The organism is Nostoc sp., from assembly GCF_036917315.1.
Taxonomy (GTDB): Bacteria; Cyanobacteriota; Cyanobacteriia; order Cyanobacteriales; family Nostocaceae; genus Nostoc.
In genome coordinates, this window is the sequence record NZ_JBALDR010000039.1 from 1 (window position 1) to 26,360 (window position 26,360).

Sequence of the window (26,360 nt, forward strand, 5' to 3'; positions counted from 1 at the left end):
CGGAAAGTGGTGCGATCGCGGTTTCACTAATCTCAGGCGATATGGCGCTAATTGCTGGTATTTCACCAATCTCAGGTGATGTGACGGAAAGTGGTGCGATTGCGGTTTCACCAATCTCTGATGATGTAGGAGTAATTGTTGGTGTTCCAGAAATCTCAGGTGATGTGGCGGTAAATGGTGCGATCGCAGTTTCACCAATCTCAGGCGATATGGCGGTAATTGTTGGTATTTCACCAATCTCAGGTGATGTGACGGAAAGTGGTGCGATCGCGGTTTCACTAATCTCAGGCGATATGGCGCTAATTGCTGGTATTTCACCAATCTCAGGTGATGTGACGGAAAGTGGTGCGATCGCAGTTTCACCTATCTCAGGCGATATGGCGGTAATTATTGGTATTTCAACAATTTCAGGTGGTACTAAAATGGGCTGACTTTCTGTAAACTCGCTATTAGTACTCTCAAGATAGCTGTCACGTTGTAGTGAAGTCAGATTTGCTGAGACATCTGAGACATTAACCACCATAGCAGACTGTGACTCTGAAATTACTAACGGTTCATTATTATCAGAGTTTCTGAATAAATTAGGTGTGTCTTCAATATCGGCTAAGGTAGGTGTTAACTGAATAGGTATATTAGCTAGAGTCTCACTTGAAACATTGGAATCAATTTCTTGTTGTATTACAATAGGATTTTTTGCAACGTAAGACTCAGAATTAGGTACAGCAATATACTCTCCTACAGTATTTTCATCATTCGCAAAAGGATGGAGTAAAGTAGGTGTATCATCAAGATCGGGTGAGGTAAGCGCTGACGGCAAAGCTAGAGAATTATCAACAACAGCATTATCCAGTTGCAATGTGGGTATTTCCAAATTAGCCTCAACAGACAGAGCTTCATTTGAGGCTAATAAGCTATCTTCTTGACCATTAATAGTAACATTACTTTGAATAATATTCTTAGCCACAGATGATTTGACTGCTTTTTTAGATTTGGATTTAGATTTTTTCTCAAGTGGCTTTTGAGATTTATTTATTTTTTTTGATTTAGATTTACTTTTAATACTTAGTTGTTGCGAGGTATCATCACTCGTTTTTTTATCAATTCGATTTGCCAGTATCTCTGGAATACTATCTTTTACTAGCTCACTATTATTAACATGACTAGTTTCGGATAGAGCTATTGAATCAAAAGAATCAGATTCAAATAATGGTAAATCACTATTTATATCTTGATTATCCCAACCTATTAATGGTTGTATTGATGGTTCCTGTTCACGAGATAAGAAAAATTTAGACGATGTAACTAATGGTAGTTTCGTTTGTATAGGACTAAGAAAATTACTTCGTGAATGCAGAGAATGAGACTGTTTTCTCAATACCATTCTATCAGGAGTAGATAAAGATGATATTACCCCAAGGGGATGAATATTGTTTCCTAGTGGAGATTGAATAAATTGCATAGTTATCGTTGAAAAATAGCCAATTAGCTAGAAACGAAATATCCACTTTTTTGATTCCGTTGTACAGAAGTGCCTCCTCCTGTAGACCTTGCAACTTGTAAACCCTCATAAGCTAAAGTTAATTCTTCAATGGCAACAGCCTTACCATCTGCTTGGAGTGCAGGTGTTTTCCAGGTTATAGGAATAGCACCAATCAAAGTCCAACTCATCATCGTTTCACCGGCTTGATTGAAAATCAAAATATTGACATTGCGTCGAGATGTTTTCTTTTTTTCATCAAAAACTGCATTCATCCAGTTCCAAAAACCTGGATGGTCGGTAACTCCACGTTTAAGAGTGATGTCTGCAAATTCTGTATGACCTAAATAAATTCTTTGTTGGTCGTTGACACCACCTTCCTGAAAAACATTTTTCTTAATTTGAATACTTAATCCTGTACATTCCGCAAAAGATGCAGCAATAGAACTGTCTATTTCTACATAGAAACGATTAGTAGTGACATAATTTAATTCGTGAGTAATGTTGCCATTATTAGCGCCTGTAGCCATCACAACCACCTTTGAGAATTATAATTACCTAGCCTTTCGCGCTGCGATCGCATATCTTCTAGTAAAAGTTTATATACGCGTTCTGTAAGCTGGTTCATCAGCCTTGAGTCGTTGAGATATTTACTTGCCGTTTTAGCCGCCTTGCTAGCATCAGATGCCGCCGAAACCCCGGCGTATCCAGCAGCACCGCCAACATCTCCATCAAATGTGAAAAAATTTTGTTGCTGATTTGAATCCATAAATAAAAAAACTCTCCCTAAATCAAGGCTAAAGGTACTGCATCAGAATCAAAAGTAGCCAAAAGTCGAACTTAGTTTTTGCCTGGATTTAGACTTTGGGTGAATTGTCTTGGAAGTGCGATCGCAGTACTCTAAATTGTGAGTAACAGTAAAATATTTATCTAGCTACTGCTTGGGCAACCAGGAAAAGAAAATGAGAGAACACGTCAGCCGAGAGAAAAAAACTACTACAGGCTTCTCAATTCCATCCCTGAAACACCCGACACGCGGCTTTGATTTGGAGCCGTCGGCAATTTCACGCCAAGCGGTTCCAAAAATACAACCACTCCATAAACCACTGACTCACGATATCAGTCGCATACCACTTCATACCCAAGCAAAACTCTCAATTAGCCAGCCTGGAGACATTTACGAACAGGAAGCCGATAGCGTAGCACAGCAGATAAAATCTCTGGACATACAACGACAACAAGCGCCAGAGGATGAGGAAGAATTACAGATGAAGCCGATGGTGCAGCGATCGCCGATGTTAATGATAGGTAGCGAAAAAAGAGAACCTATAATCCAGCGAGATATCGAAAATGCGACCTATGACAAATCCGATCCAACAAGCGCCGAGGCATCTAAGGCTTTCTTCACAGCCTATAATGAAACTGTTCAAAAGGCATATAACTATGCAATCACCGTACCTAGTTTAGGAGCTTATGGGGAGTTGAACGGTTATACCAAACTTTGGGTTCAAAAGTGGAATGAACATTTATCGCAAAAGCGCCCGAAGTTGATGGCAGCAGCCTTTGGATATGTAATCGAATCATTAGTGAGTGACTCAAACTCGGAGTTTCATCCCAACATATCTGGAGAGTATTCAGTGGATACACAGGTAACGGTGGGTGGAACCCGTCCTGATTTAGTTTTGCGGTTAAAAAAAGGAAGCAACTATATTGCATGGCTAGACTTAACAGCCTCAGATAGTGTTGACCATATTTACACGAAGGATAATTGGTCTTTAAAAGTTAGCAATTTTGCAGAAGTTACCTATCCTTCTCTTGATCTTGGCACTTTAGCCTTCATGCAACAAAATAAAGACAATAAGGGCGGAATCAGCGAAGCGGATCTCAAAACAAGATTGGCTGCTGCTCAGGCAGAGTATGGAAAACGTAAAGAGCAATGGAACGAGCTTGGTCAAAAGTTTGCTTTCAATCGGATTTGGAAAGAAATGAAGAAGAGTCGGGATATCTTAAGTATGATGCCAGAATATCCACGACAATTTATCTTGGAGAAACTAAAGAACGAATTCCAGGTTGCTGAATTAGATGAAAAGCTGGTGCCAAGTATCTTAATTGCTATGGGCGTATCGGCAGCACCTTGGGGCTATACAACGGGATATAGCAGCAGTGAAAAAGCAGGTGAGGCATGGCTGATAGATAATGCGCCTGCTGAAGCTTCAACTTGAATACGTGCGATCGCCCGATACTATAAAAATTGGGTTGGCGAAAATTTAGACTTTCGATGAATTGTATTAAAAGTGCGATCGCTGTACTCTAATTAAAGATATCAACTAGCATAGATATTTATCCACCGACTGATCGGGCATCAGGAGAAGTACATGAGAGAACGCGTAAGTCAGCCCAAAAAAGCAACCACTGCTTCCTTCTCAATACCTGCACTCAAACAACCGACGCGTGGTTTTGGTTTAGACTCCCCTGCTGCTTCGTCCCAAGCAGTTCCATCGGTGCAACCCTTCAACAAACCACTAATGCATGACATTAGTCGTATATCATTACGTCCCCAAACAAAACTCACTGTTAACCAGCCAGGAGATGTTTACGAGCAGGAAGCTGATAATGTAGCACAGCAGGTGATGCAGACGATGAGTGAGCCTGTTAGTAAACAGTCTGTGCAACGAGAAGCGTTACCAGAGGAAGAAGAAGAATTACAAATGAAATCTCTGGCAGATACCAATATTTCGCTGCAACGGGAAGCGTTGCCAGAGGAAGAAGAAGAATTACAAATGAAATCTCTGGCGGATACCAATATTTCACTACAACGGGAAGCATTACCAGAGGAAGAAGAAGAATTACAAATGAAATCTCTGGCGGATACCAGTATTTCACTACAACGGGAAGCATTACCAGAGGAAGAAGAAGAATTACAAATGAAATCTCTGGCAGATACCAATATTTCGCTGCAACGTCAGGGTGGTGGAGTTGCAGCCACATCTGACCTGGAAACTTCAATCCAACAGGAACGGGGAAGCGGACAGCCACTCTCAGACGATATCCGCCAACCAATGGAGCAAGCTTTTGGAACTGACTTCAGCGCTGTCAAAATCCACACAGATAACCGCTCTGACCAACTCAACCAATCTATCCAAGCTCGCGCCTTCACTACAGGGCAGGATATCTTCTTCCGTCAAGGAGAATATGCTCCAGAGAGTCATGGAGGGAAGGAATTACTTGCCCATGAGTTAACTCACGTTGTCCAACAAAATGGCAGTGCGCTTGGGCGTAAATTGCTTCCTGACCAGGAGATAAAAAAAAACAAGATCCCCAAGCCAAAGCCCTTTTTAACTCCCCTTCTGGGTATCAACCAGTAATCCAGCGTAACCCTTTTGAAAAGCTAAAAAAATTCTTTTCCAAAGACAGTGGCGATAGAGATCGCAGTGGCGATGAAATAGAAGAAATAGAGGTGAACGGGGAGGACTGGAAAAAATACTTGGAGTTAGATATCTTGACGATGCAGCCTAGCGATATCATAACGGACAGGCAATTTGGGCATAATTTATATATAAATATCAGATGGTACAACAAATCGCAGAAAAGATTGCGCCTTTTGACACCGCCACCATTGGAATATTTTGAGGAAATAACAAAGATTACGACAGACAACGGCGGCAATAGAACTACAGAAACAGAATCGCTGGATCAGTACGCAAACAGGCCAAATTCTAATACTTTCCGTAGCTACGCACTCGGAACTCAGGGCATGATTATAGATCCAGGTAAGTCGCTCACGGCAAGATTTCTCGATCCGCCGCAGATCACAATCACACAAGAGTATAAATCCCGCACTGTTAAGTTCAAAATCGGGTTACAGGGGTCGCAACAGTGGCTAACTGGTGTGCAGCGACTAACGTGCGAGAATAACAAGATCGTAGAGCATGAGTTTATCCCAACAAGACTCAGGGCTGGCTAAGAACTACGGCACAATTAGTTTTTATAAACTATTAATTATCTTGCAAAAGTCCCATCAGAAATTAAAGACCCTTGAATAATAGACCTCTTGCATAAGTCGAATAGACCTCCCTTTATCCCCCCAAAGTATCGGGGGGAAACTTGAAATCTTGCCCCCTCCCCAATACATACGGGGAGGGGTGATTCAAGGATTTTTGTAAGAGGTCTAATGACTAATAACGCTTAAGAAGCCGATCGCTGCTGGTCAATTTGCAGTGGAATATTTTCCCGCACTAGTTGCCAAAAATGTTTGATGGGGGGAATTTGCAGACGGTCTTGAGTTGTCACCATAACTACCCGACGTGTCAAACTCGAACCATCTGCTAAACCACCAGTATTATTGCTGGCTAAAGAACGAATCGCCAGGGTGGGGTCAAGACGAGCTTCCAGTAATGCTGATTGAGGTAGCAAAGCTATCAATTTCCCTTGGCGCACGACTCCCCGGAAGGCATCTAGGGTATTTACCTCTAAAGCCGACTGGAGTGTAGCTTCCATGCGCTCAAATCTATCTTGGATTAAGCGTTGCATCCCATAGCCATCTTTAAAAACCACTTGGGGATAACGAATTAGCTCCGACCAAGGGATGAATTCATATTGTGCCAGGGGATGATTGGCTGCGGTTAAAACTTCTATAGGTTCATCATAAAGTACTTCTACCACCATTTCTCTACTGGTAGTTAAAAAGCGATTATTCATCACAATTGCTAAATCTACCAACCCATCTTTGAGGACTTTCAGGGCGCGATCGCTCCCCAATGAAGTCACTCGCAATTGCACATCTGGATAATCATGACAAAATTTTTGCAACACTGGTGGTAAGTAAGATCCACATAGAGAGTGAATCACGGCAACGCAAAGTTCTGGTTGCTTTCCGGCAATTAAATCGGCTAATTCTTCTGTAGCAGTCTGCCACTCTTGGCAAATTTTGCGGACGCGGGGTAACAAACGTTCACCTCCTAGCGTTAGCTTGGCATGAGTGCTTCTGTGAAACAGTTCTATCCCCAAATCTGCTTCTAATGCTTGGATTTGGCGACTAATCGTCGATTGGGTAACACCAGATGTTCGCGCTGCTTGTTGAAAGCTGCCGGTTTGGGCGATCGCTAGAAAGGCTTGCAACTGCTCTAGGCGCATTTTTATGTAGCCTGAATTACATTTATCAGTTTTATTAAGTTAACGGATTTTTATCCACAATTTAGTAGAGTTTGTTACAGCTTTTTTTCTCCGATTGACATTTAAGTAAATCAGATTTGACCGCCTTTGTTGTCAATTAACCGCTTTGCACCGATTTTTTCGGTAAATTTCGCCAAAAAAAATAATAGAGGGCACAAACGATGTTTGTGCCCTCCTAAAGTGTGGTGAATACTATTTATTTTCTGGAGCGAGAACCTGCTACTTCATCAGGATCGCTATAAGCCCGGACTTTTTCGCGCTTACGTAGTCCAGCTAAACCAGCTAAACCTAGCAAACCTAGCCAACCCAAATTGAAACCGCGATCGGTAGTTCTTTCGGAAGTTGTGACGCCTGTATTTCTGTTAGTACCTGTGGCATCAGTGCCCGTGCCTGTGGTATCAGTGCCCGTTGTACCAGTACCTGTTGTGCCAGTTCCTGTGGTATCAGTGCCTGTTCCAGTACCTGTTGTGCCAGTTCCTGTGGTATCAGTACCTGTTGTGCCAGTACCTGTTGTGCCAGTACCTGTTGTGCCAGTACCTGTGCCTGTTGTGCCAGTACCTGTGGTTCCAGTACCTGTAGTTCCAGTGCCCGTTGTTCCAGTTCCAGTGCCCGTTGTTCCAGTTCCAGTGCCCGTTGTTCCAGTTCCAGTGCCCGTTGTTCCAGTTCCAGTACCTGTTGTTCCAGTTCCAGTTCCAGTACCTGTAGTTCCAGTTCCAGTTCCAGTGCCCGTTGTTCCAGTTCCAGTGCCAGTGCCCGTTGTTCCAGTTCCAGTGCCAGTACCTGTAGTTCCAGTGCCAGTACCTGTAGTTCCAGTTCCAGTTCCAGTTCCAGTGCCTGTTGTTCCAGTTCCAGTTCCAGTGCCTGTACCAGTACCTGAGCTACTGCCACCACTGCCAGAGCCTCCACTTTGGGCAGAAACTGAAGGAGGTAAGGAAACAGAGGCGAAACTGATGGCAAAGACAGTAGCTAAAACAGCTTTATATAAATCGAAAGGCTTCATGCTTATGGTTCCTTTTATGTTCTAGATTTGTGTGGTTAATTGATTTACAAAAGCAATATTATCTCTTCAATCCACTGCTAAATTAGGTAAATTCTGACAAGATACATTGAAGAGTGTTTTACTTAGCTTCTTCTGGAAAAGTCGAAAGAATTTGAAAATCTCACAACAACTTACTATTCGTCACATTAAGCAAAATAACTCATAATCAGTAATTACTATTTCAGGATTAAGAACCTACGAACAAACTCGCTTGTTCAGAAAAATAGAAACTAAATATTGTATTTACTTCTATTCATGCCATTTTATTTAATTACTTATTGTGAATTATTTTGTTCCTGTTAGATAGCATCAGTGTTAGTTTTTCGCCAGACTTTTACTTAACTAAAAACTTTACACAGCTAAATGCTGCTAGCAGTTGAGACTCTATTAAGAATACTTCACAATATTATTTCACCTGAGAACTTATAACTTCATACTCCAGATGTGTCTTGCTTTAGACTTAAGGAATACTTTTATTGTCAGTTAAGTAGGACGGCATAAATAATTAAACGTTTGTAGCAAGGATTTTAGTCCTCTGTTCTCTACGAAAGGCTGTACTTCTCTACGAGACGCTGCGCGTAGCTTGCTTCCACGTTCGCGCAGCGTGCCGTAGGCAAGTGGTACGACTCCGCTCAGCGATCGCGCTAACGAGACGCTACGCGATTAAAAGTTGACACTGAAATTTACCATTCGGCTAAAGCGATCGCTATTCCTTGTTTTAAATCTGGTGTGATTGCGTCATTATTTGCTAACTGCTGCAATTGTTGATGTGTAGCTTCCCTATCCAGATTTTTCAGTGCTGCGATCGCATGTAGTCTCACCGATGCATTAGAATCGCCTAGCAGCAAAATCAATGGTTCAATCGCTTGCATTTTGCCTAACTCTCCTAAAGACAAGGCGATCGCACTTTTGATGCTAGCAATCTCTGTGGCTGGATGTTGCGTTAGCAGTATTTGCAGTAAGATTTCTGTCGCTGGTGTAGTTAACTGCGGTTTTTGGACTCGTCCCAAAACTGTGACAATTTCTTGCCATACTGTTTCTGATGTACTTTGATTCAGTGCGGTTTGCAAATATTCCAAACTCGATAACGCCCCCACCCAACTTAAAGCGCGGATGGTTTCTAATTGCAGCGTTATCGGTGTCTGGGGTGAAATCAGCAAATCAAATAAGTGTTTGGCAGCGTCATCACTACCAATCCGAGAAAGGGTAACTGCGGCTGCACAACAAACATCAAGGTTAAAGTCGTAAAGTTTGGGTTGCAGTCTCGTTATTAAATCTAATGCTTGGTATAAGTCGGGGCGAAAACCTAAACCAAGCACTGCTGCACGCCTGACTGTGGCGGCTGTATCATCCAAAGCTTTTAACAATACTGGGGGTACGCGTTCGTCATCAAAACTTCCAAGGGCTTCAATTGCGGCGGCGCGGATTGCTGCTTGTGGATCTTGCACTACACTTAACAGCGGCGTGATGGTTTCTGGTTGCCGAATACAACAAAGCGATCGCACTGCTAACAATCGTGTATTTTCGTCTAATAGAAGTTCAGTTAGTGAAGTAATCGCAACAGTACCCATTTGTCCCAGTGCTGTAGCTGCGATCGCTTTGAGTTCTTCATCCCGATCATTTTTCAACAATTCAACTATTGACGCGATCGCTTCTGGGTGTTTAAATTCGCCCAAAGTTCTTGCTGCATACCAGCGCAATTCTTCTTCTGCGTCTTCATCTTCTAATATTTCAACCAGAGGTGGGATGGCAATATTTCCTAAGTTAGTCAATACTTTGGTGATTTCCCAGCGTTGCTGAAAATCCCCGATTTCTAACATGGAAAGTGTGAATTTCAGGAGATATTCTCGATTTTTAACTATCTCTGGATGTTCCGAGTCTGCCCCTAAAATTAACTGTTGCAAATATTGAATTAGTGATGACCAATCAGCGGCATTATGTGCTGCCTCGGCTTGTACCAAAAGCTGTTTGATGTTACTCACAATATCTTGCTTTAATTATCATCTCCTGCTCCCTACTCCCTGCTCCCTGCTCCCTGCTCCCTGCTCCCTGCCTCCATTAGCTCGGCTTAACCACAACCGCATTACCCTCAATTTTGGCGGCGTAAGTTTTCAGTGGATCTGTCGCTGGCCCTTTTTGCACTTTACCGTCAGCCCCAAATTCCGAACCATGACAGGGACAAGTGAATTTTTTGGCATCAGCTTTCCATGCTACAGTGCAACCTGCGTGAGTACAGGTAGGATCAACAGCAGTTATTCCGGCTTTAGATGTGCCGACTACCAACACAGGCCCAGCAGGTGAGTTTTTTGCCAACAATTGACCTGTTTTATCTAATTCTGCCGATGTACCTACTGTTTGCCAATCTTTAGATACTGGAGTTGTTTGAGAAGAACAAGCTGCGATCGCTACAGGTAGAGAAGTCGCAATCCAACCCAAACCTACCCAATTAATAAAGTCACGACGTTTCATAGCTGCTGAAATAATATCTAAGTTTTAGCTAACATCTGCAATTCAATTTTGGATTTTAGACTTCGGCTACGCTCAGTCGAACGATTTGGGATGAATCTATGGCGATCCAAAATTGCTTCACTCATCTCAAATACCGTTGATTAAGCGTTCTACATCGTTCATTGGTGACTTTAATGTAAAAAATGCATATTATTCATGCATTTTTTGGAGATTTTCCCAAAAAACGTAACAATTTATACGATTTTAACAAAAATATCATCTTAAGTTATGAGTATCGAAATTGTTACATGAACATTATCTAAACCTGCTTGACAAATTCCCAAGATGTAAATGGCCACAAGTTCCCTTTAACTAACCACGGATTTGAAGTTTCGCGTAGGAATGTTCTTGAGTAAAAATAATCAGCCGTAGTTAAATATTAAGTTTTTATTCCCTAACCCTCGTAGATACAGCACCTGATGTAACTACGGATTCATTGGTATTGGGAAATTACGACCACAGTTCCCGATTATATCAGTAATTTGCAACGAGATTCAGCCTCATGACAGACACAGCAACTACCACTAACCTTAATAAGTTTGAGAAATTAAAAGCAGAAAAAGATGGACTCGCCATCAAGAGTGAGATAGAGAAATTTGCCGCTTTGGGTTGGGAGGCGATGAACGAAACAGATCGCGATCATCGACTCAAATGGGTAGGCGTGTTTTTTCGCCCAGTGACTCCAGGCAAGTTTATGATGCGGTTGCGGATGCCTAACGGTATTCTTACTAGCAGCCAGATGCGTGTTTTGGCCCAAGTAGTGCAGCGTTACGGTGATGATGGTTGCGCTGATATTACTACCAGACAGAATATTCAATTACGGGGGATTAGGATTGAAGATTTACCAGATATCTTTAATAGATTTCACGCAGTTGGTTTAACCACTGTGCAGTCAGGAATGGATAACGTCCGCAATATTACAGGCGATCCTGTGGCGGGGTTAGATGCAGATGAGTTGTACGATACGCGAGAGTTGGTACAGCAAATTCAAGATATGCTCACCAACAAAGGGGAAGGAAACCCAGAATTTAGCAACTTACCACGGAAGTTTAATATTGCGATCGCAGGTGGACGAGACAATTCGGTTCACGCTGAAATTAACGATTTGGCTTTTGTGCCAGCATTTAAAGAAGCAGGGGAGCAGGGGAGCAGAGGAGCAGAGGAGCAGGGGAGCAGGGGAGCAGGGGAGCATTCCCACGACAAAATTTTCGGGTTTAACGTTTTAGTCGGTGGCTTTTTCTCTGCTAAACGTTGTGAGGCGGCGATTCCTCTGAATGCTTGGGTGGCTCCAGAAGATGTGGTAGCTGTATGTAGAGCGGTTTTGGAAGTATTTCGCGATCGTGGGCCACGTGCTAATCGGCAAAAATCGCGCTTGATGTGGCTAATCGATGAATGGGGTTTAGATAAGTTTCGAGCAGAAGTAGAAAGCCGTTTGGGTAAATCATTATTACCCGCAGCACCTAAAGACGAAATCGACTGGGAAAAACGCGACCACATTGGGGTATATAAACAAAAACAAGCAGGATTAAATTACGCAGGTTTGAACATTCCTGTTGGTCGGTTGTATGCCGAAGATATGTTTGAAATCGCTCGTCTAGCAGAAGTTTACGGCACTGGCGAAATCCGTTTCACAGTTGAGCAAAACATTGTTATACCCAACATTGCTGATTCGCGTTTAGCAACATTTTTAACAGAGCCTTTACTGGAAAGATTTTCTATCGATCCAGGTTTGCTGACGCGATCGCTAGTATCTTGCACGGGCGCACAATTTTGCAACTTTGCCCTCATTGAAACCAAAAATCGCGCCCTGGCAATGATTAAAGTCTTAGAAGAAGAGTTAACCTTCACTAAACCAGTGCGAATTCACTGGACAGGTTGCCCCAACTCCTGCGGACAACCCCAAGTTGCAGACATCGGCTTGATGGGAACTAAAACTCGCAAAAATGGCAAAACCTTGGAAGGTGTTGACATATATATGGGCGGCAAAGTTGGCAAAGATGCCCATTTGGGAACTTGCATCATCAAAGGCATACCATGCGAAGACTTGCACCCAATATTACAAGACTTACTCATCAACAGCTTTGGCGCAAAACTCAAGCAAGAAGCCTTACTAGTTGGTAACTGCTAGTACCTATCGGGGGTATTCGGCATTGGGCAAAACTCATACTTCAAACTTAAAGGCTTAACCTTCAACCTTAAAGGCTTAACCTTCGACCTTAAAGGCTTAATCTTCAAACTTAAAGACTTAACCTTCGACCTTAAAGGCTTAATCTTCGACCTTAAAGACTTAACCTTCAAACTTAAAGACTTAACCTTCGACCTTAAAGGCTTAACCTTCGACCTTAAAGGCTCATCTTCTCGTACCTCTTCACCGTATTTTATTCAATTAGAAAGATTGGAATGCTTAAACAATTATTTTCATTCAGCGATCGCTACCGCATCTTACATCAGACTTGGTTTGCTTTCTTTCTCACCTTTGTTTGTTGGTTTAACTTTGCCCCCTTCGCTACAACCATTGGCAGAGAACTACATCTAGCGCCTGAGCAAATCAAAACTTTAGGCATCTGTAACCTTGCTCTGACAATTCCCGCACGACTAATTATTGGGATGCTTCTGGATCGTTTTGGCCCCAGAATCACCTACTCAATGCTGCTAATGTTTGCGGTTGTTCCTTGTTTAGCGACGGCGCTAGCGCAAGACTTTAATCAACTAGTCATCAGCCGTTTGCTGATGGGAATTGTCGGATCTGGGTTTGTTGTGGGTATCCGTATGGTGTCCGAATGGTTCCAGCCGAAGGAGATGGGAATTGCTCAAGGTATTTATGGCGGTTGGGGCAACTTTGGGGCTTTTGGCGCAGAATTTGCCTTACCGATGATTGCAGTTTCTACGAGCTTTCTCGCTGGTGGTGCTTCTAACTGGCGATTTGCGATCGCATTTACAGGGATTATTGCAGCTATCTACGGCGTAATTTATTACAACAACGTCCAAGATACGCCCACAGGTAAAGTCTACAAAAAACCTAAGAAAAATGGTTCTCTAGAAGTAACCAGCATTAAAAGCTTCTGGGCGATGATTGTCTCAAATTTTGGTTTAATTTTCGCCTTGGGTTTATTGGCTTGGCGTCTGGAACAAAAAAACATTCACTTCCTAACTTTGAGCCAAATGTATCTGACTTGGTTACTATTAGCAGGATTATTTGCTTACCAAAGTTACAAAGCTTGGCAAGTAAACCGAGAACTTTTAATTGGCAAGAAAACTTACGCTCCATCCGAACGCTTCCAATTTGGTCAAGTAGCCTTACTCGAATTCACTTATATAACTAACTTTGGTAGCGAATTGGCAGCCGTGTCCATGCTCCCGGCATTCTTTGAAAAAACCTTTGCTTTAGAACATGTTGCCGCTGGGATGATTGCCGCTACCTATCCGTTCTTAAATTTGATTTCTCGTCCTAGTGGTGGCTTAATTTCTGATAAATTTAACTCACGTAAGTGGACAATGACAATTATTAGTGTTGGCATTGGTGTTAGTTATTTGATGGCACATTTTATTAGTAGTAGCTGGCCGATTCCAGTAGCGATCGCAGTCACAATGTTAGCCGCCTACTTTGCCCAAGCTGGCTGCGGTGCAACCTACAGCATCGTCCCCCTAATTAAGAAAGAAGCCACTGGACAAATTGCTGGAAATGTGGGAGCTTACGGTAATTTTGGCGGCGTAGTTTACCTGACAATTTTCAGCTTAACTGACGCTCCAACGCTATTTTCCACAATGGGTATAGCTGCACTAGTCTGTGCTTTTATGTGTGCCTTCTTCCTCAAAGAACCAAAAGGTTCCTTTGCCGCTACATTTGAAGGTGAATTACCAGAAACCGCAACGAAAAACCCTATTTTATTAACTGAAGAATAATCAATTCAAGGATGAAGTAAAAAATTCACTATCAAATCTGAATTAAAGAACTTTACACTTCATCCTTCCATAGCAATCCTAATTCATGAAATTTTTTCTCTCTGCGCTCTTGGCGTCCTTGGCGGTTCGTTAAAAAAAATTTATGAAAAACGAACCGCCAAGACGCCAAGGACGCCAAGGAATAAAAATTTAAAAGAGTTTTTACATTACACACAAATTTCTCAACCTGTCGCTAGCCATGAGTGAATTTACCAAAACCCTTTGTCCCTACTGTGGTGTTGGCTGTGGACTAGAAGTTTCACCCCCAGCCCAACTTGGCAAAGCAACTAATCGAGATAGCCAAGGAAATCCAACTTGGCGGGTGCGCGGCGATAAAACCCATCCATCCAGTCAGGGAATGGTTTGCGTCAAAGGCGCAACGATCGCAGAATCTTTAGATAAAAATAGATTACATTACCCAATGGTGCGAGACTCCTTAGATCGAGAGTTTCGCCGCGTTAGTTGGGATGAAGCTTTCGATCTGATCGCCAAACGCATTCAAACTGTACGCTTCACCCAAGGGCCAGAAGCCTTATGTATGTATGGTTCCGGTCAGTTTCAAACCGAGGATTATTACATCGCCCAGAAACTCATGAAAGGCTGTCTGGGTACTAATAATTTTGATGCCAACTCTCGTTTATGTATGTCTAGTGCTGTGGCTGGGTATATTCAAAGCTTTGGCTCAGATGGGCCCCCATGCTGTTACGAAGACTTGGAGTTAACCGACTGTGCATTTTTAATTGGTACCAATACAGCCGAATGTCACCCCATCGTTTTCAACCGTCTAGAAAAATATCACAAAAAGAACCGCAAAGTCAAAATGATTGTGGTCGATCCCCGGCGCACACCAACCGCAGAAGCCGCCGATTTGCATTTAGCCATTCGTCCCGGTACAGATATCGACTTATTGAACGGCATCGCCCATTTGTTGATGCGCTGGAACTACATTGATACGATGTTCATGGACGACTGCACCAGCAACTTTCCCGCTTATGCTGAGGTTATTCGCCACTATCCGCCGGAAGTAGTAGCTCGTCAATGTGGGATCGGTATTGAAGATTTAGAAACAGCAGCCCGTTACTGGGGTCAATCGCAGCGCGTACTGTCTTTGTGGTCAATGGGTGTGAATCAATCCTCAGAAGGGACGGCTAAAGTAAGAACGATTATTAACCTGCACCTGATGACTGGACAGATTGGCAAACCTGGAGCTGGCCCTTTTTCCCTCACTGGTCAACCGAACGCGATGGGAGGACGGGAAGCCGGAGGCTTGGCGCATTTATTACCGGGTTATCGGGCGGTGAAAAATCCGCAGCACCGTGCAGAAGTTGAAGAATTTTGGGGACTCCAGCCGGGACAGATTTCGCCCAATCCCGGTTTGACTGCTTGGGATATGATTACTGGGTTGGAAAATGATGCTGTAGAGTTATTGTGGATTGCAGCTACCAACCCAGCTGTAAGTATGCCAGATTTAGAGCGGACTAAAAAGGCATTGTTGCGATCGCCTTTCACCATTTACCAAGACGCATATTATCCCACAGAAACCTCTGCCTACGCTCACGTTCTACTACCAGCTGCCCAGTGGGGTGAAAAAACTGGCGTGATGACAAACTCCGAACGGGTGGTAACTCTGTGTTCGGCATTTCGTCAACCACCAAGAGAAGCTAAAGCCGATTGGGAAATTTTTGCCGAAGTTGGACGTAGATTAGGTTTTGAGAAAGAATTTGCCTTTGCTAACTCTGCTGAAGTTTACGCTGAGTTTGTCAAACTAACTAAAAATCGCCCCTGCGATATGACAGGTCTGAGTCACGCGCAATTACAGACAGAAGGGCCTACTCAATGGCCTCACCCAGAAGAGAGCAGGGGGAGCAGAGGAGCAGGGGAAGCAGGGGGAGCAGGGGGAGAAGCATCTGCCAATTGCTCTGGGAAAAGACTATACACTAACTTGCGCTTCCACACCCCTGATGGACGCGCTCGATTCGGGGCATATTACTCCAAAGGATTGGCAGAACCGCCAGACCCAGATTATCCGTTTGTGCTAACGAATGGACGACTTTACGGACACTGGCATACGCAGACACGCACAGGTCGAATTGAAAAAATTTGCAAAATGCATCCCGAACCGTTTATCGAAATTCATCCCCGTGATGCTGCTCGGTTGGGTATTGTCGATAGTATGTATATAGAAGTGCGATCGCGTCGGGGTAAAGCGAAGTTTCCTGCTAAAGTGACAAAAGCGATCGCGCCTGGTACAGTTTTTGTCCCCATGCACTGGGGTTCGCTGTGGGCAGACAATGCCGAAGCTAACGCCCTCACCCATCCAGAATCTTGCCCCGATTCGCTGCAACCAGAATTAAAAGCCTGTGCTGTGCAGCTAACACCAATTTCGGTAGAAGTTCCCATCAAAGATTATCAACTCCAGTCTTCACAATGGTAAGCTGCTAAATGTAGCTCGAAAGTGTTAATTTACAACCAGCAATAGGTAATTTCGTCAATAATCAATAGTCAATAGTTATTATCATTTTTTATAACTCTCTAATTTTGACTGTTACCAATTACTATATCTAAAGAGGTAAAATTCTAGCAATAAAAGGTTTTACTAGAGTTTGTTTTAGTTATGGATAAAGAATAAAACAAAGATAGAAAACTTACAGAAAATCAGCAAGTAATCTTTTTTGAATCCTCTAGATTTATCTATATAGCGGTTCTCGACAAGCGTGAAGTACAATTTTGAACTCACTTCCATTCCTCTCTCCTAAAAGGAGAGAGGCTTTGAATTGTTCCCGCTTCCCGCGACGAGTTGGGGGTTAGGGGGTTAGGTCTATTTGCATACCTGTGCCTCACCGGATTGAAAATGGCTATAGGATTTTCTTTTATTTTAGAATCGGGTGCAGCAGATGAAAAAGTTACTGAGGGAAATACTAGGGGCTACCAAAGATGAGAACTTCATGCACATTATTGAAAACATAGAAGTGCTAGTTTCTAAAGTTCTATCTATTTTTATGGTGGTGGTAATTTTGGTAGCGATCGGAGATTTAGGAGTATTTATTGTTAAAGAGTTATTTACAGCTCCTTATGCAAAGTTTAACACAACATTATATAAAATTTTTGGGCTATTTTTAAATATTTTAATCGCTTTAGAAATTTTAGAAAATATTACAGCCTACTTACGAAAACACGTTTTTCAAGTTGAATTAGTTATTGTGACTTCTTTAATTGCTGTTGCAAGAAAAATTATTATTCTTGATTTAGAAAAAGTTGGAGGGATTGATATAATTGGTTTAGGTATAGCTATTCTTGCCTTGTCAATTAGTTATTTGATAATCCGTCTGAGTAATTCCAAAAATACAGGTTGAAATAATTCGTAATTTGTAATGTGGATTTAGACCTCGACACAAAACTTGCTGCTTTTCCCATTTCCCACTCCCTATTTCCCATCAAATTTAGGTTTGTCGAACAATGACCGAAAACAAAAAGGATACAGAGCAACTAAATTTATTGATAGGGATTATTAATTTTTAATTTTTAATTCGGAGCGAAGCGACGTGACAGATTTTTTTCAATTTGAAGCAGACTTTGTTGATTCTCTGCGTTGCATCCCCATGCAGGTACGTTGCAAATTAGATACCTGTGGCATCAAGCTAAAATTGCCTGACTGGAATCAAATGACTACAGCCGAGCGTCAAGCTTTAGCCGAATTACCTTGCACTACAGAAACGGAAATTCAGTCTTACCGCGAGTATATCGAGCAATTAATCATACAACGCACAGGTATACCAGCTACAAAATTGCCCATCGAGCCTCATCCTGCATGGCTAGACTCTGCCACTGTACCAGCTAGCCTTCAGGAAAAAGCTCAAGAAATAGGTGTAACCCTGACACAGCAACATTGGGCAGCTTTAACGCCCTTGCAGCGTTTTGCTTTGATTAAACTCAGCCAGCCAGGACATGAAAACAAAAACTTTCCTAGAGCGATCGCAGAATTTCATCTGCTTTAATTTACCATTCGATCGTAATCGTTGAATTATGGTCGTGTTCCTATAAGATGTATTAATTTTTGTTAGCTTGCCACTCTGAAATTATACATGACAGCACAGTGATTGATGTCATGTATCAAAAACTCGTATATAAACTAACGCCGAAAAAAGCTGACTCTAAATTAATATTTACTTTAGAAACAACTATTTGATGACTTATAAGTGAGGGTAACAAATATATGGCTGCAAAGAAACTTTTGATGCTTGTTGGCGACTATGTAGAAGACTATGAAGTAATGGTTCCTTTCCAGGCATTACAAGTGGTGGGACACACTGTCCACGCAGTTTGCCCCGACAAAAAAGCTGGCGATAAGGTACGGACAGCAATTCATGACTTTGAAGGAGACCAGACTTACAGCGAAAAACCCGGACACAATTTTACTTTAAATGCAACGTTTGCAGAAGTAGAAGCCACAAACTACGATGCCTTAGTCATTCCTGGAGGAAGGGCACCAGAATATATCCGCCTCAATCAGCAGGTACTAGAAATCACCCGTCACTTTGCCCAAGCGAATAAACCGATTGCTGCCATCTGCCACGGCTTGCAGGTATTAGCGGCTGCTGATGTACTGCAAGGCAAGAGATGTACTGGCTACCCTGCTTGTAGCCCAGATATCAAGAGTGCTGGAGGAATCTATGTTAATATCCCTGTCGATCGAGCAATAGTTGATGGTAACTTAGTGACAGCACCAGCTTGGCCTGCTCACCCACATTGGCTAGCAGAATTTCTCAAAGTACTTGGAACTAAGATTGAACACCCAGAACTGACTACAGTTGTTTGAGATAAGATACCAGAAATATTTTGGTTCACTTCATAACAGTTTCTTCCCCTACTCCCTACTCCAAAAGAGCTTTGGCAAAAACAACTGACAACAGACGACTAAAAATTATATATTTTTGAAATGGAACTAAATGCAGTAAAAAATACTATTTTTTAATAAATTGCAGTGGGTTTAATTTGCAGCTACGATGTCAAAAGTACAGCATCGAGACAATCTGATTTATTCGCTTAACAAGTCAGTTTTAGGGCAAACTCTCAGCAGATGGAATACTTCTTTACATGAGGTGAAACAATTTGAAATTTTGCACCAATAATTTTAAATTTCTTAGCAGTAAGTGAAGCTATAGTGGATTTAGCAATGCTGCTGCTAATGTGGCTAAGGTTAGTCCTGCTGCCAAATTATGTGAAGAATTAGTTTAGAAACGCACTTCTTATCGATGACAGGCAAAAACGCAAGACATAATGCATTTCTGCGGCTAGTGTCTGGTAATGGGGCAGCTTTGGGAGCAGAATCTCGCTACTCGCTGCCCCCCAGTAAAGAGATGGTAATTGGACGCGACCCCAGCTGCCAAGTTGTCTTGGATGCCATGATGTACCGAATGGTATCTCGTCGTCATGCAGTGGTTCGTCCCCTCTCTCTATCCCCAGATAGCAAATTTAGCTGGGTGCTTTGTGACTTGAATAGTGCTAATGGCACTTATTTGAATGGACAACGCTTATATGAATGTCAGGAATTGCACCCAGGCGATCGCATTTCTCTAGGTGCTGATGGGCCGCAATACATTTTTGAATACGAGTATACCTCACTAACCCCGGCGACGACAGTCAACCAAATTACACCACTGCCTTCGGCAACTAACTACCACAACCACACGCAATTAAAGCAGCCAGATTCTGTTAGCTTCACCCAGCTTTTTCCAATTATTTCCACTGGTAAAGATTTAACTAGTAAAGCTTACCTCGTACCGGGAATACTGACCGTAATTTTTGTGGTGCTGATGTTCGCTACAGTCGGTCGGCCCCAAGCTAATCAAGTGATCGTCGCAAGTTACATCGCTTTTGCTGCCTACTATTTTGTTTACCAGCTTTGCGGTAAACAGAAGCCTTGGTGGGTGCTAATGGCTACCTCATTGGGTACAATCCTGATTTTGCTCAGTCCGCTGTTGGATCTATTTATTTTCGTATTTCGCGGCATCTTGCCTGGAAGCTTGCCCACACCCCAAGAATCTATCACCTTCACAGAGTTGCTGGTGCGGATGTTTTTTGGCGCTGGGTTGATGGAGGAATTACTCAAGGCATTACCTGTACTAGGGGCTTTTGCCATCGGTAGAATGTTGTCTTCACCTTGGCGAGAACGCATCGGTATCTGGGAACCTCTAGATGGTATTCTCCTGGGTACGGCTTCTGCCGTTGGTTTTACTCTTTTGGAAACCCTCGGTCAGTATGTGCCTGATATCACTCAAAATGTCACGCAACAGGTGGGTATAGGGGCTGCTGGTCAACTGGCAGGTTTACAACTGCTAATTCCGCGAATTTTAGGCTCTGTAGCCGGACACATGGCTTATAGTGGCTACTTGGGTTATTTTATCGGGTTGGCTGTCCTCAAACCTAGTAGAAGTTGGCAAATTCTGTCTATTGGTTATTTGAGCGCCTCTGCACTCCACGCTCTCTGGAATGCTACAGGGTCAATCAATGCCTTGCTGTTGGTAGTTGTTGGAGTGTTATCTTACGCCTTTCTGATGGCGGCAATTCTCAAGGCACGGGCGCTGTCACCAACGCGATCGCAAAATTTTGCTACCCGATTTCTTGGCCCAAAATAGCGGGAGCAGGGGAGCAGCACTTCGGCTTCTTTCGACTTTGCTACCTCGGCTCCGGTTCCATCGACCGACTTGTCCTGAGCTTGTCGTAAGCGCAGCCTCTCGCAGAGAAGGGCTAGTCGAGATGCTCGGCACAAGTCAAGGCAAGTCGCTCTGTAACCGAGGAGCAGGGGGAGATGGGGGAGAACAACCAATGCTTGAGTATTTACGTCTTGGGATAGATGGCCTAATTTGAAAATCAGCGTACTGTTAACCTATTGTGGAGTAAATATACTTACAAAAATAAAAATCATTAAACTTCTTGCACAAAGTCTTGATTTTCGACTCTTCCTTTGCGTAAGTCAAACCAGCATCTTTGCAAAAGACACCTCAAAATAGAGTAAATAGCAAAGCGCGGGTTACACGAACACAATGCATAATGAAAACTTTTCTTATCCCCTACTCCCTACTCCCTAGACCCTACTCCTCATTCATACTTCAGACTGAGACTTGTTAAGTTCAGTAAAAGCATAAGAAGCGATCGCTAAACTAACTTTTGCTTTATCTACTTCTGATAAAGCTGTCCACTCGCTATTTTGAAGATTACTGAGTGCAGATGCCGCGTTTTGCGATTCGCTGCTTCGCATAGCGTAAGCAAAAGGACGAGCCAAAACAATAAGATCCTCAGTTCCCCAAGCAGGTAGCACTGTCTGAACGCACTCAACCAGTTGCTCGCTGATTAATTGGCGAGCAGCAAATATCTCAGCAGCTTTGCTGGCGATGGTGTTGAGCAATATTTGGGGGACACAGGCAGAAAAATTAGTACGTAATGTTTCTTGGAGGTTAAGCACTACTGCCTGTTGTAGGTTATCATTTTGGTCAGGTGTAGGAGTAATACTAGACCAAAGTGTATCTAGATGTCCGTAAAAATCTTGCGATCGCCTCATTAGTTCAACGCCCTGCAAATCTTCCATTCCGAACTGTTGTTCTAGTTCTTGAAAATAAGCTTCTGATTCCTCATCACCTGGATTCCAGGGATAGTTCGCATCTTCTGGTTCTAGTAACGCTTCTAATAACTCTAAATCTACTTGAGATGGCAAAGATGGGAAAGTGTCTGAGCCGTTAATTTTGTGAGCCATATTTTCTTCCCTCATGATTATTTGGTGGTATTGACAGCTACAAGTTCTAAGAGGAGATTTCCGCAAAAACTGTTGATTTTTTCTCCAAAAAAAACAGATTTTAAAAGCTAATGCTAAAGACTCAAATTCATTTATGCAATAGCTCCGCTAGGAGTCTTCAATCACAAACTCCCAGGTTTCCCCTCTAGCACTTCCAAACTTTAACTGCATCCCCGATTTCAAAGGGACTTCCTCCCGGAGGATTTGTTGCCAGCCATTAGGGCCTAAAAACCAGGTTGTCCCGTAGGTGGAAAAATCTTGCAAGTAATAAGTTCGCATCAGTGTAGCATCTGTAAGAGTGTTGCGGCAGAAGATTTCGGCGTGGCGTTTGGATACAGATGGTTCGGGGATGACAATATCATTATCTTTCGTGCGGCCGATGCGGGTAACTCCATAACGCAGTAGCCAGGTTTTACCTTTTGGAGTCAGCGATCGCAAACTTGCAGTCGGAAGTGAGGAACCGACCTCAGGAATGGCTGTATCTGGAAGTTCGGTAATACCTTCATCCAGATTTTTAATCAGTTCGCCATTAAAATCTGGATGCAGGTAGAGAACAGGCAAAGTCCAAGCAGGTTGATTAAATTTATACAGTGTTAACAACTCTTGCCTAGCCTGTGCTACGGCTTCATCAATTGGCTTGTGCGATCGCAAAGCTTCGGTAAAAGCTTGAATAAAACTGTGGCTTTCATGGTCAGCGATTTCATCGCGCATCCCCAAAACCGCAGGCACACCATGACGAATCAATACTTCTGCTAAACTACTGGCAGGGATAGCTTGATGATTGATTGCAGCTGGTTGTGCGCCCCAACAAGCGTTGAAAACCGCTAATTTCACACCCGTACGGGTCAATGCTTGCGCCAATTCTATCCCATTGAGGGGCATATCTGCTCGCAAAAACAGTAACCCTCCGTCTGGGTCTGGCAAACCATGTCCAGCGTAAAAGAAAACATTGTATTCTTTGGTTTCTAATTCATCAATCAACTGTTGTGGAGTTGGTTGAATGAGTTGATTCACTACACAAGGTGCATATCTTTGGGAGTTACCAGGCGTATCTGCAAGAGCTTGCTGTAAGATAGCGCCTTCTTGTTCTAGTTGCAGCTTGTCATCATGACCTAAAACCAGCAAAATACTTAAAGCTTGGTCAGTTCGCAAATGCGGTAAAGCGTCAACTTCTGTGGTGGTGCGACTAAATAACAAATCTTGCGAGAGAGACATCGCCGATTGGCCAGGCTCACGCTGCATAATTTCCCAAGGGAAAGCGATCAGATCCGGGTCGCGAATTTCTAGTCGAAAGCGCAAACGTGTATGCTGACCCATAGCAATACCGCGACTGCGTTCTAAACTACCAAGAATTTGTCCGTCGAATACCCAGCGCCATAAATTCATTCCCAAGTATTGCATCAGACGACTGCTGTAGGGACCAGTAGGTTGACCTGAAGGGGATGAAATCCAATCTATGGGAAATGGGTTGCTCTTTTGAGATGTTGAGTTAGGGGAAATATCTAAGCGACCATGACCAGCAAACATCTGCTGCCATTCGTGCCACACTTGGGTAAGTTCAACAGGCCATACACAGTCATGTAAAACGTAGCCACTGGGATACGGAGCCTTGACCACCCAAATGGCGAAGTTGTCAGTGCCAGTGTTTAAGAGACGGGCGATCGCCAAATTCAGGGATGGCATGGATTCATTAAATTAAAAGTTAAAAAAAATAATTTCAAATAACAATTCTCCAAGGTGAAAATTTTCTACTTTTTTGACCTTGTAAGTTTTTTAATCTGATTGTTACCTGTTATTATTCCAGGTTTTTACCAGTTTATCGAGTATTTGATTAAGTTGGACTGGTGTCAGCTGGTTCGGTAACTGGCGGTTGCGTGATAGTTCTACATGGATTTGGTGCGTCTGATTGTAAAACAATGCCAAAACGGTTGACTTGGGAGGAGTTTAGCAATACTGTTGCTGGCAAAGGGTTTGAATTTGGTGGAACTGAGGTAGTTACAGCTGGGCTATTAGTATTAGCTGGAGTTTGTGTACTTTTATTAGCACAGACTCGCATAGACACCAAAAAACTCCCAGAAGCAGGATTTGGATTTGATTTTTTCTCAATAACTTCTAAAAAAGCCCCACGGGGAAGTGATTGGTTGTTTCCCAAGGAGATGTCATTATTGGTTTTAATTACCCAACCAGGAGAAAGATTAGCCAGCGATCGCGGTGTAGGTGTCGCTTCGATGGTAGGATTTTGGGTTTGTAAGGGATTGGAAAAAATTGGAGAGGTTCCTCGCAGTTGCCTGACGAACAATCCTAAAAAACCTGCTGCTAGCACAAATATTAATGGAACTATCCACTGTAGGGGGAATTGACGAGTAATAGCCGGTTCAGTGTCTGGAATTACCTGAGTCTTGTGGTTTGGACTGCCTAAAACTGTCGCATCTGTGGCCCTGGATGCTAAATCAACTGTTTTGGCAGAATGACTCTGAGGAATTATTGCTTGGATGGTGATTTCTGGTTCCCAATATTGGACTTGATAGTGAACTAAAGCGACGGTGACATTATCGTGTCCATTTTTAGTATTAGCAATTTCGACTAATCGATCGGCAACAGTTGCTATATTTGCTTCCCCAACTAAAATCGGCAAGATTTCTGTTTCCCAGTACTCCTCTACCCGATCGAAGTCACTCAAACCATCGGATGTGAGCAGAAAAACAGCATCTTCATCGAGCATAAACCGTCCCGATGTGGGATGCAATGAAGTGCTAGAACCCATCCCCAAAGCTTGGACGAGAGAGCCAGCGGCACTTTGTTGCACTGCCTCGCGGTAAATGGCATAACCTAGCCGCACTTCGCGGGAGGCGACATCATCATCAAGGGTAACTTGATAACAGCCGTGGCGTGTAATCCAGTAGGCACGACTATCGCCGACGTGGGTAATGTACATTTCATGAGCAACAGGCAATGCCATGACTAAAGTCGTGCCCATGCGTTGACGCCCTTGGCGATTTTCACTGTCATTGCGTTGACTGATTTTGTCATTGGCCATTGCCACTGCTTTATCTAGGTCATTCAGCAGCATTGCAGGGTCTATGTGGTCGTAAGGAACCTTTGTTAGTTGTTGCACCTGCTGCTGGATGGTTTCAATGGCTAAATTTGAGGCGACATTGCCGCCCTCGTGTCCACCGATGCCATCACAGACAATTGCTAAGGCTGTTGGCTGGGGTGGTTTGCTCACTGGAGTTCCACTGGGGGGACTACAGGCATCTTCGTTACGTTGACGACTGGGCCCGGTGTCGGTTTTGGTGATAATTTGGATCGTGGGTGTTTGCGATCGCCCTAACCCAGCCAGTCCCCGATCTAAAACTCCGATTAATTGATCGGTGGAATTAATCTCTCCCTGAATTAAAGCCAGACTAACGCGATCGACAAATTCCGCGATCGCTGGTTTGGCAGTGCTGACCAACTGCTGCCAAAATTCACCTAATTGGGGCAATTCTGGGGATGTGGTGCTGTCAAAACGCAATTCCAACAACCGGACTAACGATCCTTCTACCCGTAATACATAAGAGTCAAGTAAGCTAGAAGCGACACCTTCACTTACAAGAGGTTGCCACAGATGAGCTATTTGCCATAACCAATTTAGTTGGCGCATCGATGTTGCATCACGCCAAGCGGTGGTTAACTCGCTGCCTAAATGTACTTGTTGGGTAGTGTCATCTACTAATAGTGGCGGTTTTTCTAAGAGTAATATTTCTCGGTGGGAAGACCCGTCAGCAACAAAAAGCACTCCATATACCTCCGGTACGTGTAGACGGTAGGGAATCAGTCTCAGGTACGCTTTTAGAGGCTGCAAATTATCTAACTCAGGCGTTAGCGCTAATAAACCAGGCTTCGTATCTAAAAGAAGAAATTTATCAAGGATTAAATAGCGATCGGCTAATATTTCTCCTGGGCTACCCATACTTGGGCTATCTACCACAGCCCAGAGATAATTTTTGGGTAGGGGCGTGGAACATCGCTGGCAAAACTTGTGAGTCAGGGGGTTGGCAGCCTGACAATTTTCGTTTGGACAGTAGAGCGTTGCCGCGTCATTTTCCATAGTTTTCGCACCGATCAGCGATTGGCAATTTCTTTAATAGCATTAGTAGGGACAATCTAGACCGCTCATCTTTCTTAAACTTGACATACCCAGACTTCAGATGATGATTTTAGCTGGCGGATATCAGCAGGTGCTAATACTTATCCGAATCCAAAAAATACGCTCCTAACTCAACCCTACAGCCTAATCATAGCTTCTATTGCCCTGTGACTCTCCATCGCCAAAGCAACTAACTCCAACCCTGTCACCACAGCATAACCCAAGCATAACTGCGCGATTTTTTTTTGCGAAATTACCCCATCATTAACAGGCAGAGAATATTGGTATTTATTTAGTTTATAAG

At 43.2% G+C, this 26,360-nt stretch carries 19 protein-coding genes and 1 pseudogene; 10 read left to right on the plus strand and 10 right to left on the minus strand.

Features of this window, described 5'->3' with window-relative positions; translation table 11 throughout:
• The 3 genes and pseudogenes from V7K84_RS17130 to V7K84_RS17140 form a co-directional block, all read right to left on the minus strand.
• Positions 1–1,459: pseudogene (locus V7K84_RS17130) on the minus strand (hypothetical protein); the annotation flags it as partial.
• Positions 1,460–1,482: 23 nt separating this feature from the next.
• A complete protein-coding gene (locus V7K84_RS17135; RefSeq protein ID WP_334839746.1) occupies positions 1,483–2,007 on the minus strand; it encodes a phage tail protein in 525 nt (174 codons plus the stop codon).
• On the minus strand, positions 2,007–2,246 hold the full coding sequence (locus V7K84_RS17140; RefSeq protein ID WP_334839747.1) for a hypothetical protein: 240 nt from the start codon (positions 2,244–2,246) through the stop codon (positions 2,007–2,009). The genes V7K84_RS17135 and V7K84_RS17140 overlap by 1 nt, the downstream gene beginning before the upstream one ends.
• A gap of 193 nt (positions 2,247–2,439) precedes the next feature.
• Here V7K84_RS17140 and V7K84_RS17145 point away from each other — a divergent pair, with 193 nt between their 5' ends.
• The 3 genes from V7K84_RS17145 to V7K84_RS17155 all read left to right on the plus strand — a co-directional run bounded on the left by V7K84_RS17145 (position 2,440) and on the right by V7K84_RS17155 (position 5,441).
• On the plus strand, positions 2,440–3,699 hold the full coding sequence (locus tag V7K84_RS17145) for a hypothetical protein (RefSeq protein ID WP_334839749.1): 1,260 nt from the start codon (positions 2,440–2,442) through the stop codon (positions 3,697–3,699).
• 153 nt (positions 3,700–3,852) lie between these two features.
• A complete protein-coding gene (locus V7K84_RS17150) occupies positions 3,853–4,842 on the plus strand; it encodes an eCIS core domain-containing protein (protein ID WP_334839751.1) in 990 nt (329 codons plus the stop codon).
• Positions 4,843–4,934: 92 nt separating this feature from the next.
• The gene (locus V7K84_RS17155) at positions 4,935–5,441 is read left to right on the plus strand and encodes a hypothetical protein (protein WP_334839753.1); all 507 of its coding nucleotides are present in this window, start codon (positions 4,935–4,937) and stop codon (positions 5,439–5,441) included.
• A gap of 221 nt (positions 5,442–5,662) precedes the next feature.
• Here V7K84_RS17155 and V7K84_RS17160 read toward each other — a convergent pair whose 3' ends face one another.
• The 4 genes from V7K84_RS17160 to V7K84_RS17175 form a co-directional block, all read right to left on the minus strand.
• On the minus strand, positions 5,663–6,610 hold the full coding sequence (locus V7K84_RS17160; protein WP_334839755.1) for a LysR family transcriptional regulator: 948 nt from the start codon (positions 6,608–6,610) through the stop codon (positions 5,663–5,665).
• Between the two features lie 235 nt (positions 6,611–6,845).
• The gene (locus V7K84_RS17165; protein ID WP_334839757.1) at positions 6,846–7,649 is read right to left on the minus strand and encodes a WGxxGxxG-CTERM domain-containing protein; all 804 of its coding nucleotides are present in this window, start codon (positions 7,647–7,649) and stop codon (positions 6,846–6,848) included.
• A gap of 722 nt (positions 7,650–8,371) precedes the next feature.
• Positions 8,372–9,673: a HEAT repeat domain-containing protein gene (locus V7K84_RS17170; RefSeq protein ID WP_334839843.1), complete on the minus strand. Its 1,302-nt coding sequence runs from the start codon at positions 9,671–9,673 to the stop codon at positions 8,372–8,374.
• A gap of 73 nt (positions 9,674–9,746) precedes the next feature.
• Positions 9,747–10,157 carry a QcrA and Rieske domain-containing protein gene (locus V7K84_RS17175; protein WP_334839759.1) on the minus strand — a complete coding sequence of 137 codons (411 nt, stop codon included), beginning with the start codon at positions 10,155–10,157 and terminating at the stop codon, positions 9,747–9,749.
• 541 nt (positions 10,158–10,698) lie between these two features.
• Between V7K84_RS17175 and V7K84_RS17180 the strand changes: the two genes are divergently transcribed.
• The 7 genes from V7K84_RS17180 (at position 10,699) to V7K84_RS17210 (ending at position 20,773) form a co-directional block, all read left to right on the plus strand.
• A complete protein-coding gene (locus V7K84_RS17180) occupies positions 10,699–12,324 on the plus strand; it encodes a ferredoxin--nitrite reductase (RefSeq protein ID WP_334839760.1) in 1,626 nt (541 codons plus the stop codon).
• A gap of 272 nt (positions 12,325–12,596) precedes the next feature.
• Complete coding sequence (locus tag V7K84_RS17185; protein WP_334839763.1) at positions 12,597–14,099, plus strand: NarK family nitrate/nitrite MFS transporter; 1,503 nt, start codon at positions 12,597–12,599, stop codon at positions 14,097–14,099.
• A gap of 238 nt (positions 14,100–14,337) precedes the next feature.
• Positions 14,338–16,572: a molybdopterin oxidoreductase family protein gene (locus V7K84_RS17190; RefSeq protein ID WP_334839764.1), complete on the plus strand. Its 2,235-nt coding sequence runs from the start codon at positions 14,338–14,340 to the stop codon at positions 16,570–16,572.
• Positions 16,573–17,032: 460 nt separating this feature from the next.
• A complete protein-coding gene (locus V7K84_RS17195; RefSeq protein ID WP_334839766.1) occupies positions 17,033–17,491 on the plus strand; it encodes a phosphate-starvation-inducible PsiE family protein in 459 nt (152 codons plus the stop codon).
• Positions 17,492–17,680: 189 nt separating this feature from the next.
• Positions 17,681–18,133: a nitrate reductase associated protein gene (locus tag V7K84_RS17200; protein ID WP_334839767.1), complete on the plus strand. Its 453-nt coding sequence runs from the start codon at positions 17,681–17,683 to the stop codon at positions 18,131–18,133.
• A gap of 218 nt (positions 18,134–18,351) precedes the next feature.
• Positions 18,352–18,954 carry a DJ-1/PfpI family protein gene (locus tag V7K84_RS17205; protein ID WP_334839769.1) on the plus strand — a complete coding sequence of 201 codons (603 nt, stop codon included), beginning with the start codon at positions 18,352–18,354 and terminating at the stop codon, positions 18,952–18,954.
• A 436-nt stretch (positions 18,955–19,390) separates the two neighbouring features.
• Entirely contained in the window at positions 19,391–20,773 is a 1,383-nt protein-coding gene (locus V7K84_RS17210; protein WP_334839771.1) for a PrsW family glutamic-type intramembrane protease, read from the plus strand.
• 467 nt (positions 20,774–21,240) lie between these two features.
• On the opposite strand, the gene V7K84_RS17215 is transcribed toward V7K84_RS17210, so the two are convergent.
• From V7K84_RS17215 to V7K84_RS17225, 3 genes are all read right to left on the minus strand, one after another.
• Positions 21,241–21,888, minus strand: coding sequence for a hypothetical protein (locus V7K84_RS17215; RefSeq protein ID WP_334839773.1), 648 nt, complete (start codon positions 21,886–21,888; stop codon positions 21,241–21,243).
• A gap of 147 nt (positions 21,889–22,035) precedes the next feature.
• Positions 22,036–23,610 (minus strand): CHAT domain-containing protein, encoded by a 1,575-nt coding sequence (locus tag V7K84_RS17220; RefSeq protein WP_334839775.1) that lies wholly within the window; start codon positions 23,608–23,610, stop codon positions 22,036–22,038.
• 148 nt (positions 23,611–23,758) lie between these two features.
• Positions 23,759–26,017: a protein phosphatase 2C domain-containing protein gene (locus V7K84_RS17225; RefSeq protein ID WP_334839777.1), complete on the minus strand. Its 2,259-nt coding sequence runs from the start codon at positions 26,015–26,017 to the stop codon at positions 23,759–23,761.
• Positions 26,018–26,360 lie beyond the last annotated feature (343 nt).

Coding starts and splice junctions, on each gene's coding strand:
- V7K84_RS17215 (WP_334839773.1), bottom strand. CDS start 21,888: ATGGCTCACAAAATTAACGGCTCAGACACTTTCCCATCTTTGCCATCT.
- V7K84_RS17165 (WP_334839757.1), bottom strand. CDS start 7,649: ATGAAGCCTTTCGATTTATATAAAGCTGTTTTAGCTACTGTCTTTGCC.
- V7K84_RS17190 (WP_334839764.1), top strand. CDS start 14,338: ATGAGTGAATTTACCAAAACCCTTTGTCCCTACTGTGGTGTTGGCTGT.
- V7K84_RS17150 (WP_334839751.1), top strand. CDS start 3,853: ATGAGAGAACGCGTAAGTCAGCCCAAAAAAGCAACCACTGCTTCCTTC.
- V7K84_RS17225 (WP_334839777.1), bottom strand. CDS start 26,017: ATGGAAAATGACGCGGCAACGCTCTACTGTCCAAACGAAAATTGTCAG.
- V7K84_RS17135 (WP_334839746.1), bottom strand. CDS start 2,007: ATGGCTACAGGCGCTAATAATGGCAACATTACTCACGAATTAAATTAT.
- V7K84_RS17205 (WP_334839769.1), top strand. CDS start 18,352: ATGGCTGCAAAGAAACTTTTGATGCTTGTTGGCGACTATGTAGAAGAC.
- V7K84_RS17210 (WP_334839771.1), top strand. CDS start 19,391: ATGACAGGCAAAAACGCAAGACATAATGCATTTCTGCGGCTAGTGTCT.
- V7K84_RS17160 (WP_334839755.1), bottom strand. CDS start 6,610: ATGCGCCTAGAGCAGTTGCAAGCCTTTCTAGCGATCGCCCAAACCGGC.
- V7K84_RS17175 (WP_334839759.1), bottom strand. CDS start 10,157: ATGAAACGTCGTGACTTTATTAATTGGGTAGGTTTGGGTTGGATTGCG.
- V7K84_RS17220 (WP_334839775.1), bottom strand. CDS start 23,610: ATGCCATCCCTGAATTTGGCGATCGCCCGTCTCTTAAACACTGGCACT.
- V7K84_RS17140 (WP_334839747.1), bottom strand. CDS start 2,246: ATGGATTCAAATCAGCAACAAAATTTTTTCACATTTGATGGAGATGTT.
- V7K84_RS17195 (WP_334839766.1), top strand. CDS start 17,033: ATGAAAAAGTTACTGAGGGAAATACTAGGGGCTACCAAAGATGAGAAC.
- V7K84_RS17180 (WP_334839760.1), top strand. CDS start 10,699: ATGACAGACACAGCAACTACCACTAACCTTAATAAGTTTGAGAAATTA.
- V7K84_RS17145 (WP_334839749.1), top strand. CDS start 2,440: ATGAGAGAACACGTCAGCCGAGAGAAAAAAACTACTACAGGCTTCTCA.
- V7K84_RS17185 (WP_334839763.1), top strand. CDS start 12,597: ATGCTTAAACAATTATTTTCATTCAGCGATCGCTACCGCATCTTACAT.